This is a genomic window from Terrabacter sp. P5_B1, assembly GCF_056400505.1.
On sequence record NZ_JBFULD010000113.1, the window covers coordinates 1 to 11477 of the forward strand.

Annotated in this window: 12 protein-coding genes; 7 read left to right on the plus strand and 5 right to left on the minus strand. The window is 69.9% G+C overall.

From position 1 onward, the window contains the following. The 4 genes from AC1DP0_RS10180 to AC1DP0_RS10195 all read left to right on the plus strand — a co-directional run. On the plus strand, positions 1–1681 hold a 1681-nt coding region (locus AC1DP0_RS10180; RefSeq protein ID WP_478084261.1), incomplete at its 5' end, for an ABC transporter substrate-binding protein. Between the two features lie 116 nt (positions 1682–1797). Continuing rightward, on the plus strand, positions 1798–2811 hold the full coding sequence (locus AC1DP0_RS10185) for an ABC transporter permease (protein WP_478084263.1): 1014 nt from the start codon (positions 1798–1800) through the stop codon (positions 2809–2811). Next, complete coding sequence (locus tag AC1DP0_RS10190; protein WP_478084264.1) at positions 2808–3935, plus strand: ABC transporter ATP-binding protein; 1128 nt, start codon at positions 2808–2810, stop codon at positions 3933–3935. The genes AC1DP0_RS10185 and AC1DP0_RS10190 overlap by 4 nt, the downstream gene beginning before the upstream one ends. A 67-nt stretch (positions 3936–4002) precedes the next feature. Beyond that, the gene (locus tag AC1DP0_RS10195; protein ID WP_478084265.1) at positions 4003–5103 is read left to right on the plus strand and encodes an ABC transporter ATP-binding protein; all 1101 of its coding nucleotides are present in this window, start codon (positions 4003–4005) and stop codon (positions 5101–5103) included. Positions 5104–5130: 27 nt separating this feature from the next. Here AC1DP0_RS10195 and AC1DP0_RS10200 read toward each other — a convergent pair whose 3' ends face one another. Beyond that, the gene (locus AC1DP0_RS10200; RefSeq protein ID WP_478084267.1) at positions 5131–5814 is read right to left on the minus strand and encodes a winged helix-turn-helix transcriptional regulator; all 684 of its coding nucleotides are present in this window, start codon (positions 5812–5814) and stop codon (positions 5131–5133) included. A 191-nt stretch (positions 5815–6005) separates the two neighbouring features. Here AC1DP0_RS10200 and AC1DP0_RS10205 point away from each other — a divergent pair, with 191 nt between their 5' ends. After that, positions 6006–6845, plus strand: coding sequence for a class I SAM-dependent methyltransferase (locus AC1DP0_RS10205; RefSeq protein WP_478084268.1), 840 nt, complete (start codon positions 6006–6008; stop codon positions 6843–6845). A gap of 429 nt (positions 6846–7274) precedes the next feature. Here the strand turns inward: AC1DP0_RS10205 and AC1DP0_RS10210 are convergent, their stop codons facing one another. Further along, positions 7275–7628: a hypothetical protein gene (locus tag AC1DP0_RS10210; protein ID WP_478084269.1), complete on the minus strand. Its 354-nt coding sequence runs from the start codon at positions 7626–7628 to the stop codon at positions 7275–7277. Further along, positions 7628–7873 carry a hypothetical protein gene (locus tag AC1DP0_RS10215; protein WP_478084270.1) on the minus strand — a complete coding sequence of 82 codons (246 nt, stop codon included), beginning with the start codon at positions 7871–7873 and terminating at the stop codon, positions 7628–7630. Before AC1DP0_RS10215 ends, AC1DP0_RS10210 begins: the two co-directional genes overlap by 1 nt. A gap of 112 nt (positions 7874–7985) precedes the next feature. Here AC1DP0_RS10215 and AC1DP0_RS10220 point away from each other — a divergent pair, with 112 nt between their 5' ends. After that, positions 7986–8750, plus strand: coding sequence for a DUF5995 family protein (locus tag AC1DP0_RS10220; protein WP_478084272.1), 765 nt, complete (start codon positions 7986–7988; stop codon positions 8748–8750). 174 nt (positions 8751–8924) lie between these two features. Beyond that, on the plus strand, positions 8925–9155 hold the full coding sequence (locus AC1DP0_RS10225; RefSeq protein ID WP_478084274.1) for a hypothetical protein: 231 nt from the start codon (positions 8925–8927) through the stop codon (positions 9153–9155). Positions 9156–9213: 58 nt separating this feature from the next. On the opposite strand, the gene AC1DP0_RS10230 is transcribed toward AC1DP0_RS10225, so the two are convergent. Beyond that, a complete protein-coding gene (locus tag AC1DP0_RS10230; protein ID WP_478084276.1) occupies positions 9214–9804 on the minus strand; it encodes a carboxymuconolactone decarboxylase family protein in 591 nt (196 codons plus the stop codon). 103 nt (positions 9805–9907) lie between these two features. Then, a partial coding sequence (locus AC1DP0_RS10235; RefSeq protein WP_478084278.1) for a fibronectin type III domain-containing protein occupies positions 9908–11477 on the minus strand: 1570 nt, incomplete at its 5' end.

Below are 11477 nucleotides of genomic sequence, written 5' to 3' on the forward strand. Positions count from 1 at the left end.
CGGCAGCGCCGGGGGCGGAGCCGGAGCGGCACCGACCGCGAACGCCGCCCTGTCCGCGGTCTTCAACCCGTCCGAGAAGAAGGGCGGGACGCTCCGCTTCGGCAGCTCCGGGGACTTCGACTCCGTCGACCCGGGTGACACGTACTACGGCTTCTCGTGGGACTTCCTGCGCAACTACGCCCGCCAGCTCGTGTCGTTCAAGTCGGCCCCCGGCAAGGAGGGCACGCAGCTCGTCCCCGACCTCGCGACCTCGCTCGGCAAGTCCAGCGACGGCAACAAGACGTGGACCTACACCCTTCGTGACGGCCTCAAGTACGAGGATGGCACGCCCATCACGAGCAAGGACATCAAGTACGGCGTCGCGCGCCAGCTCGACAAGGGCACCTTCCCCCAAGGGCCGACGTACTTCAACGACTTCCTCGCCGACGTCCCGGCCGGCTACTCGGTGTACAAGGACAAGAACCTCGACAACCTGAAGTCGATCGAGACACCCGACGCCAAGACGATCATCTTCYACCTCAACAAGCCGTTCGCCGGCTTCGACTACTTCGCCCAGCTGTCGTCCACCTCCCCGGTGCCGCAGGCCAAGGACACGGGGTCGAAGTACAAGGAGCACGTGGTCGCGAGCGGGCCCTACAAGTTCTCGCTGTACCAGCCGGGCAAGCGCGTCGAGCTGGTGCGCAACGACCAGTACGACCCGAAGACCGACCCCGACACCGGTCGCAAGGCCCTTCCGGACAAGATCACCGTCGAGATCGGCGTCAACGCCGCCGACCTCGACAACCGCCTCATGGCCGGCGACCTCGACATCGACCTGGCTGGCACCGGTGTGCAGGCCGCTGCGCAGGGCAAGATTCTTGCCGACCCGACGCTCAAGGCGCACACCGACAACCCGACGACCGCGCGCGCCAACTACGCGCAGATCAACAGCGACGTCGCTCCGTTCGACAACCTCGACTGCCGCAAGGCCGTCATCTTCGCCTCTGACAAGACGGGCTACCAGCGCGCCTATGGCGGCGAGATCGGCGGCACGATCGCCACGGGCCTCATGCCCCCGATCGTCCCGGGCTACCAGGCGATGGACCTCTACAACGCCAAGTCCAAGCCCACCGGTGACGTCGACTCCGCCAAGGCCGCCCTCGTCAAGTGCGGTCAGCCGAACGGCTTCGAGACGAACATCTCCTACCGACCCGAGCGCCCGAAGGAGAAGGCGGCCGCCGAGTCGCTGCAGCAGTCCCTGGCCAAGGTGGGCATCAAGCTGACGCTCAAGCCCTACGCCGCCGGTGACTACTTCAAGCTCTACGCCGGCAAGCCCGACTTCGCCAAGGCGAACAAGCTGGGCCTGATGATCATGAGCTGGGGCGCTGACTGGCCCGACGGCTTCGGCTTCCTCAGCCAGATCGTCGACAGCCGAGTCATCCGCCCGGCCGGCAACACGAACCTCGGCATCAAGCTGCCCGAGGTCGACAAGCTGATCGACCAGGCGGTGACCGAGAGTGACACGACCAAGCGTGAGGCCATCTGGGGCCAGATCGACAAGGTCGTCATGGAGCAGGCCCAGGTCATCCCCGGTGTGTGGCCGAAGTCGCTGCTCTTCCGTCCGGACACGATCTCCAACGTGTTCGTCAACGACGGCTACTCGTACTACGACTACGCGTCGACGGGTGTCGCCAAGCCGTGAAACGCGGGCCGATCTTCAGGCCCCCGGTTCGAACTCCTCCATCGGAAAGTAGGTGAAGGCGTGACGCGGCGGCGGGCAGCCACGAGCTGTTCGTCGCCGCGTCCGGCCACCACATCGTGCTGACGTACCTGATCCGCCGGCTGCTCGCCGCCATCCTGTTGCTCTTCATCGTGAGCGCGGTCGTCTTCGCCATCTTCTTCCTCGTCCCTCGAATCGGTGGCGCCACCGCGGACGACCTCGCCTCCCGCTACGTCGGCAAGAGCGCCGGTGCGGCGCAGATCCACGCTCAGGCCGTCAAGCTCGGCTTCACCGACCCGATCTGGGTGCAGTACGGCCGGTTCGTCAAGGGTGTCCTGACGGGCTCCGACTACGACACCGGCGCCGGGATCGACCACTGCCCCGCCCCCTGCCTCGGCTACTCCTTCATCACCCAGAACCCCGTGCTGCCCGACATCCTCGACCGCCTGCCGGTCACCGCGATCCTCGCCGCGGGTGCCGCGTTCCTCTGGCTGGTCGGAGGGGTCGCCACAGGCGTCGTCTCCGCCCTGTGGCGTGGGTCGTTCCTCGACCGTGGCCTCATGACCGTCGCCCTCGCCGGCGTGTCCCTCCCGATCTTCTTCACCGGCCTGCTGTCGCTGACGATCTTCAGCTACGGCCTCAAGTGGACGTATGCCGGCGGCGCCAGCCCCATGGATGCCACCAGTCCGCTCGACCTCGTCCATCGCATGCTCCTGCCGTGGATCACCCTCGCCTTCCTCTACGCCGCCGCGTACGCCCGCCTCACCCGCGCCGGCATGCTCGAGACGATGAACGAGGACTACATCCGCACGGCCCGAGCGAAGGGCCTCAAGGAGCGCGACGTCGTCGTCAGGCACGGGCTCCGCTCGGCGCTGACGCCGATCCTCACGATCTTCGGTCTGGACCTCGGCCTGCTCCTCGGCGGCGCGGTCCTCACCGAGACGACCTTCTCGCTGCAGGGCATCGGTTTCTATGCGGTCCAGGCGATCAACAACAACGACCTCCCCAAGGTGCTCGGAGTGACGCTCTTCGGCGCCGTGTTCGTCATCTTCGCGAGCCTCATCGTCGACCTCCTCTATGCCGTCCTCGACCCCAGGGTGCGTACCTCATGAGCCAGTCCACCGACGAGACGATCACGCCCACGACGCGCCGCGGCGCCAAGGGCGCCCCGTCCGTCAACACCCTCGACGGCATCGGCGGGCTCGGCGCRCCCGCGCCCGACGCCTTCCTGTCGGTGCGTGACCTGCGCGTCCACTTCCCCACCGACGACGGCCTGGTCAAGTCCGTCGACGGCCTCTCGTTCGACGTTGCGCGCGGCAAGACGCTGGGCATCGTCGGCGAGTCGGGCTCCGGCAAGAGCGTGACGAGCATGTCGGTCATGGGGCTGCACAAGCCCGGCACGGTCAACATGACCGGCTCCATCCGCCTCGACGGCACCGAGCTCGTCGGCGCCTCCGAGGACACCGTGCGCGAGCTCCGCGGCAAGCGGATGGCGATGATCTTCCAGGACCCCCTGTCGGCGATGCACCCGTTCTACACGGTGGGTCACCAGATCATCGAGGCCTACCGGATCCACAACAATGTCAGCACCGGGGTCGCGAAGAAGCATGCCATCGACATGCTGGGCCGGGTCGGGATCCCCGAGCCGTCTAGCCGTGTCGACGACTACCCGCACCAGTTCTCGGGCGGCATGCGCCAGCGCGCGATGATCGCGATGGCGCTGTCGTGCGACCCGGAGCTGCTCATCGCCGACGAGCCGACCACCGCGCTCGACGTCACGGTGCAGGCCCAGATCCTCGACCTCATCCGCGACCTCCAGAGCGAGTTCAACTCCGCCGTCGTCCTCATCACGCACGACCTCGGAGTCGTCGCCGAGCTCTCCGACGACATCATGGTGATGTATGCCGGCCGAGCCGTGGAGTACTCCTCGTCCGACGACGTCTTCACCAGCCCCCAGCACCCGTACACCTGGGGCCTGCTGAGTTCGATGCCGCGCCTGGACCGGGTGCGCACCGAGCGCCTGCGGCCGATCAAGGGCGCGCCCCCGAGCCTCATCAACGTGCCGTCGGGCTGCCCGTTCCACCCGCGGTGCGCCTATGCCGACCGCACGGGCGGTCTCAGCCAGTCCGAGCGACCCCCGTTCGCCGAGGTGCTCTCACGGCACTACGCCGCGTGTCACCTGACCAAGGCGGAGCGCACCGAGATCTGGGAGAACGAGATCAGGCCCACGCTGTGATGCCCGCACCATCCGTCCCCACCGCGTCCGGTCGAGCGCCGCGAGACCTCAGCACAGGAGCCCCATCGTGACCACCACCCACGTCAAGCCGACCGCGGCCAAGCTGGCGGGCGAGGCCCTGCTCCAGGTCGACGGCCTCACCAAGCACTTCCCGATCAAGCGCGGTCTGCTCCAGCGCCAGGTCGGCGCCGTCCAGGCTGTCGACGGCCTCACGTTCGACGTCATGCGTGGCGAGACGCTGTCGCTCGTCGGCGAGTCGGGCTGCGGCAAGACGACGACCGGCCGCATGCTGACGCGCCTGCTCGAACCGACTAGGGGGACCATCCTGCTCGAGGGGCACGACATCACGCACTGGTCCCCGGGCAAGATGCGCCCGCTCCGCCGTGACGTACAGATGATCTTCCAGGACCCCTACGGCTCACTCAACCCACGTCACACCGTCGGCACKATCGTGGGGGCGCCGTACCGACTGCAGCACATCAAGACCGAGAAGGGCGTCAAGCGCGAGGTCCAGGACCTCCTGGAGCTCGTGGGACTCAACCCGGAGCACTACAACCGCTACCCGCACGAGTTCTCCGGCGGCCAGCGGCAGCGCATCGGCATCGCGCGGTCGCTGGCCCTCAAGCCCAAGCTCATCGTCGCCGACGAGCCGGTGTCCGCCCTCGACGTGTCGATCCAGGCCCAGGTCATCAACCTGCTCGAGGACCTTCAGGACGAGCTGGGCCTGACCTACGTCGTCATCGCCCACGACCTGTCCGTCGTGCGCCACATGTCCGACCGGGTGGCGGTGATGTACCTCGGCAAGCTCGTCGAGATCGCCGACCGCGACGAGCTCTACACCCGCCCGATGCACCCCTACACGACGGCGCTGCTGTCCGCCGTCCCGATCCCCGACACGCAGCGGCGCACCAAGCGGGAGCGCATCCGTCTCGAGGGCGACGTACCGAGCCCGGTCAACCCGCCGCCGGCCTGCCGCTTCCACACCCGCTGCTGGAAGGCCCAGGAGATCTGCAAGACGCAGGAGCCGCCGCTCGTCGAGCTCGCGCCGCTGCACCGGGTCGCCTGCCACTTCCCCGAGAACGCCGACGCTCCCCCGGCCGCCCCGGCCAGTGCTCCCGTCATGCCCGAGCGCGACGCCTCGGGAGCCGCGGAGGACTCGCCCGCCTGACCGCCCCGTCGGGCAGCTGGGCACGAGTCAGACCGTGACCGTCCGTGTCGCGGCGACGAAGGGAGCCACGGGGCTCAGCTGCAGAACCTCGTCGAGCCGGCGGGTCATCGTCGTGGGCCCCTCGACGTGCACACGGCCCGACCGGAGCGCCGACGGCAGCGGCAGACGGCCCAACCACACGGCATACAACGAGGCCACGTCGCTGCTGATCGTCACGTCGACCGGGAACCCGGGGTCGCTCATGCACACGGACGGCGTGCCGTGCTCGACGACGATCCAGAACCGGCGGGTGTCGTCGGCGAAGCGCAGATGGAGCACGTGACGATCGCCCACCAGGCCCGAGGTGTCGACTCGGCTGTGCATCCACCAGACGAGCAGCTGCGCGTCGAGCTCGTCCGGCAGTGGATCGCCGAACATCCATTCGGCGCCCCACTGCGCCAGGCCGAAGACGACCGGCTCCAGGGCCCGGCCCGAGGCGGTCAGCACGTAGTGCGTCCCCGAGCGCTCGACGGCGCCGAAGCGCTCGAGATGGCGCAGGCGCTTGGTCAGCAGCGTGCGCGAGAGACCCGGCAGGCCACGCGCCAGGTCGTTGAACCGCGTCGTGCCGGTCATCATGTCGCGCAGGATGAGCAGCGACCAGCGCTCCCCCACGACGTCCAGCGCGCGCGAGATCGGGCAGTACTGGCCTGCGCCGGGGTCGTGTCGTCCCATGTCCCACCTCCGGTCGGGCGGTCGCAGCCGTCCTGAACTGCGCCCCACCGTCCAGTATCGGTCCCGGATCTGGACCGCATCAGTCCACGACGTGTACTGGAGACGGGATCTGCGGCGGCGGACTCTGGAGTCAGACGGCCCGGGGGGCCTCTGGGCCACACCGTGGCCCGTCACCGATGGAGGGAACCAGCATGACCACGCACACCCAGACGCCGGAGGCCACCGCCGCCGACGCCGCGCTCAAGGCCCGGCACGCCGCCATGTGGGCTCTCGGCGACTATGCCGCCGTGGCCCGGGAGATCATCCCGGAGCTCGGACGGGTCCTCGTCGACGCCTCCCGGGTCACGGCGGGCCAGGACGTCCTGGACGTCGCCGCCGGCACGGGCAACGCCTCGATCCCGGCCGCACGCGCCGGCGCGCGCGTCGTCGCCTGCGACCTCTCGCCCGCGCTGCTCGCCGAGGGACGACGGCTGGCCGCCGACGCCGGGGTCACGGTCGACTGGCAGCTGGGCGATGCCGAGGCCCTGCCGTTCGCCGACGCGTGCTTCGACGTCGTCCTGTCGAGCGTCGGCGTCATGTTCGCGCCGCACCACGAGGCGGCGGCGGACGAGCTCGTCCGCGTCGCCCGACCGGGCGCCACGATCGCGCTCGCGAGCTGGACGCCACAGGGGTTCATCGGGCAGATGTTCGCGGTGATGAAGCCGTATGCCGCGCCGCCGCCTCCCGGTGCCCAGCCGCCGCCCCTGTGGGGCGACGCGCCGCACGTGCGCGACCTGCTCGGAGACCGTGTCGAGCGCTTCACGGCCGAGAAGCGCTCGCTCCCAGTGCATTTCGAGCGTCCGGAGGACTTCCGCGACTTCTTCAAGCGCACCTACGGCCCGACGATCGTCACCTACCGCGGTATCGCCGACGACCCCGGCAAGGTCGCCGCCCTCGACACGGCCCTGGCCGAGCTGGCCCGTGACCACCTCGACGCGGACGGTCGGATGGGCTGGGAGTACCTCCTCGTCACCGCACGCCGGGCGGCCTGACGCACCGCCGTGTGCTTCGAGGTGATCGCGCCACCCGGCCCCTGGGTGGCGGGCTCCCCCCCGGGCACGGCATACGGCATACGGCATACGCACTCGCGGCGACTCAGCCGACCTCCGCGCGCTTCGCCATGGCCCGCCAGAGACCAGTCCTGCGCTGACCCGCGCCCGTCGGCGCTCGCGCACCACCCGGACGAAGAACCACGCACCGCCGAGGTAGGCCGATGTGAGCACCGTAGGGGTCAGCTCCGGCTGGATGGTCCAGGCGAAGAGGCGGCACGGTGTCGGCGGGAACCCGTGGAGGATGACGAAGGCCGTGAGGAGGATCGGCACGAGCACGACGGCCAGGGCCCGCGTGGCGGGCAGGACCCGGTCGTCACGGGGCGCGACCGTCACGAGCGGGGACTGCGCCTCGGACGGTGTCACGACTGCTCACGTCCTGGACCGGCCGACAGCATCGAGCAACGCGGCATACGACGCGACGAGGGCCCGGCGCTCCTGCGACAGCAGCGGATCCGAGAGGGAGCAGCCGCCCCGGACCCACGCAGCGGAGAGGTCCATGGCCTCCACGCGCCTCGCGGCCGCAGCTCGTACGAGGTTGGGGTCGACCGCATAGACGTAGGCGTAGAGGGCGCCGAGCGCACCCACCAGATCCTCGGTCGTCACGCCATCGTCGTGCTGGTACGCGCGATGCACGCGCCACCACTCGACCTCGAGCGCCGCGGCCCGGGTGGGGTCGAGAGCGAGCCCACTGCTGCTCGCGACGAGCGCATAGAAGTGCCGCATCAGCTCGCGTGCGTGGTCAGGGTCGTTGTCGGGGAGGGAGCCCACGCCTGGTTGGCGCGCAGGACGAGCCACGCGCCGTGCAGCGTGTCGCGACGGTTCATGCCGAAACCGGCCGCCACCATCCCGACCGAGGCACGCAGGAACGCGAACCATTCGTGCCGGTAGTAGGCCACCCAGGCATTCGTCTCGCGTCGTCCGACAGCCACCGCGTCGAAGGACCTCGGTCCACGCGTGCGCGCTCTCATCCGGCCTCCTCGACCAGGAGCGCCCCCGCGCGACGACGTCCGGATTCAACTGACGCCGTGCGACTCTCGCTCCAGAATAGGAGCGAGGGGCGGCGTGCATGAGGAGAACGCGATGACCGAGGCCGTGGCCGGGCGGACCATCGGCGACGTCCTCACGCGGATGACCGCGACCCTCGCGGCGATGCCCCACGAGCTGGCGGCGCGGCGCGCCTTCCTTGCCACGTACCAGCGCACCACGCAGGCCGTCGCCGACGCCATCGAGGCCGCCGCCTTCGAGGACCCGGGCTGGGTGGAGGCCTGGGACGTCGTCTTCGCCGACCTCTACCTCGACGCGCTCGAAACCGACCTCGCGGGCGACCCGAGGCATCGGGCGCCACGACCCTGGCGTCTCGCGTTCGACGCTCCCCCGGCGCTGCCGCCGTTGCGTCACGTGCTCCTCGGCATCAACGCCCACATCAACTACGACCTGCCGCAGGCCCTGCTCGGCGTCATCAGCGACGCGGACTTCACCGACCCGGTCCTGCTCGACAGACGACGGCGCGACCACGAGCGCATCGACGGGGTCCTCGCCGCCCGGGTCGCGGCAGAGGACGAGGAGCTGGTCGCCCAGAGCGCCACGAGCGTCCTCGACCGGGTGCTGACGCCGCTCAACCGCGCGGCGTCGACGCGGTTCCTGCGCGAGGCCCGCACGAAGGTGTGGCACAACACCATGGAGCTCCAGCGGGCGCGCGTCGTCGGCCCGGAGGCGTATGCCGTCCGGCTCGGCGAGCTGGAGGTGCTGAGTGCCGCTCGCATCGCCGACCTGCTCGCGCCGGGTCAGGTGCTGCTCCGGCTGGCCGTCGCAGGTTTCGGCGTCGTGCTGCCCCCGGAGGGCTGAGGCGGAGCCGCGGTGGAGGCTCGCTACGGACGAGTCCTGGAACGGGTCCTCGTCCCGCTGGCCACACCCGCTGCTCGTGGGATGCTGGCTCGACAGGGTTCGAAGGCACCGCTGCTCCGCGAGCGCACCCGGCGGCAGCGAGYCCCACCAGCCAGAGACGGAGGAGGAACGACCGTGACCGCACAGCACCCCAGCCGCGACGAGGTCCCGGAGGAGGACCGGCTCGAGCAGCAGGCCCCGGTCGAGGCGCCACCGCCGCCCGACCCGGAGGCCATCGTCGATGTCTCCGACACCACCGCTGGGGCCCTCGCGGACCAGGCCGACGAGGCCGWCGAGGCGGACCGGCTCGAGCAGCGTGAGCTGGTGGCCGGTGCCGACGAGGAGGACTACCCGCACGAGGCTTAGGAGCGCGATCGGGCACGGCCTCCGACCGGTTCGGGTCAGGGTCCGTGACGTCGGATGCTCACCGTTCTGCGACGGGTCGGCCGACGACCATGGAGCTCAGGAGGGCTTCCGGGAACGTCTCCGCCGTCTGGACGTCGAGCTGGGCCCCGAGTCCGTCGAGGACGGCGGTAAAGAAGCACCGAGCCGACGCGGCGAAGACGACATCGGCGATCTCGGTGTCGGTGAGTCCGGCGGTTCGCAGGCGTTCGACGTCGTCCGCGTCGACCGAGGCCGCGTCCGTTGCAACCTTGGCGGCGAACTGGTAGACGGCGTTGTCCTCGAGGTCGAGCCCCGCTCCGTCGGGGTGCTCGGCGATGGACCGCATCGTGGCGTCGTCGGCGCAGACGTCCCTCAAGAACGTGGAATGGGCCGCGGTGCAGTACGTCGACCGGAGAGCGCGGGCGGCGGCGATGGTGGCGATCTCGAAGCGGCGCCGGTTCATGCCGTTGCGGATCGTCGCGTTGAGCGCGTTCCACGCCTGCGCCACGTCGGGCCGAGTCGAGAACGCTCCGGCGTAGTTGGGCAGGAAGCCCCACGCGGCGCGTTGCGTGCGGTAGTACTCGGCGAGGTCGCCTGCTGCATCGTCCTCGCTCACGGGCGTGATGAACACCCCCTCATTGTCACCGGATCCGGCGGGCTGAGAAGTGCCAGGCGACCAGCCCCGACGGACGGTCSGCAGGGGCTAGGGCTAGGGCTCGGGCTGGGGCTTGGGGCTAGGGCGCCGTCACGGTGACCGGGTTGGAGTTGGGGCTGCTGCCGACGGAGTTCACCGCCCTGACCTTGTAGGTGTACGTCGTGCCCGAGACGACGGTGGTGTCGCTGAAGGTCCTGGCGCTGGGGTCGGTGACCCGGGCCAGCTGGACGTTGTCGCGCAGGATGATCCACTTGTCCGCAGCTCCGCCACCGCTTCCCGCGGTCCACGAGAGGTCGATGCTCGCGGTGCCGGCCGTTGCGCTCAGGGTGGGCTGGGTCGGCGCACCCGTCGTGGAGCTGCCGGCGCTCGCCTCGTTGGAGTCGGGACTTGAACCGACGGTGTTCACCGCTCTCACGGTGTAGAAGTAGGTCGTGCCGGACGGTGGCAGAGCATCGCTGAACGTCGTGGTGCCTGCCGGCACACTGGTCAGGAGGCTCCGTTGACCCGACGTCGTGCCGCGGTAGACGTCGTACCGCGTGAGAGCGGGGTTGCCGGTCGAGGTCGGCGCCGTCCAGCCGAGCGTGACACCCGAGCTGCTCAGCGTCGCGGTCAGGGCCGAGGGTGCAGACGGGGCCGACTGGGCGATGGCCCCGGGTGTCGCCGTGACCTCGTTGCTGTAGGGGCCGCTACCGACACCATTGACGGCGAGAACCTGGTACGAGTACGCGGTTCCGTTGGCCACTGTCGTGTCGGCGTACGTCGTCCCGCCGGAGACGGTGGCCAGCGCCGCGTTGGGATACGTCGTCGCGCCCGCCAGCTTCCGCCAGATCTTGTACCGCAGGATCGTCGATCCCCCATCGCTGGAGGGCGGTTGCCAGCTCAGGTACACGACTCCGTCGCCCGCGGTCCCGCTGAGCACGGGCGCGCCCGGGACGGATGTCGACGTGGTGTCGATCCACATGGCGAAGTGCTGCTGCGCCACGCCGCCGGCCTTGGTGAAGTCGCCGCCGAGGTAGAGCCGAGTGGCGTCGGAGCCCATGGACCACACTCCCAGGGCGCTGTTGATGACCGGGGCCCACGGCAGGATGGCTCCCGTCCCCGCGTCGACGGCGGCGATCTTGTTGCGCGTCTGGTCGCCGAAGGAGGCGGTTCCGCCGAAGTGCCCGCCGCAGTAGACGGTGTTGCCGACGACCCGGACCGACTGCATGTTCCCGTTGGAGTGCCACGTCCATCGGACAGCGCCGGTGGCTGCGTCGACCGCCGTGCAGGCGCCTCCGCTGCCCGCGACGGCCTCGTAGATGGTGGTGCCGTCGGTGGCGAGGTCGAGGATGGTTGCCGTGCTCGTGCCGTTGTTGGGCTTGGACGCGAAGCCGCGAACCGGGTTGCCGGTGGCGGGATCCACGACGGCGATCCGCCGGGTGGACGCCATCCCGTTGATGTCCCCGAAGTCTCCGCCGAGCACGACATTGCCGTTGTTCAGCACGAGAAGCGCCCAGACCCGGCCGCTCGGCGGCACGTCGCTCGCGGTCGGGTTGGCGGTCGGCCGGAACGCCGTGTCGAAGGCACCGGTCGAGGCGCTGACCTTCGCCACCTTCGCCTGGGCATAGGTCGTGGCGCCTGACAGGACGGTGTTCCAGTTGCCGCCCACG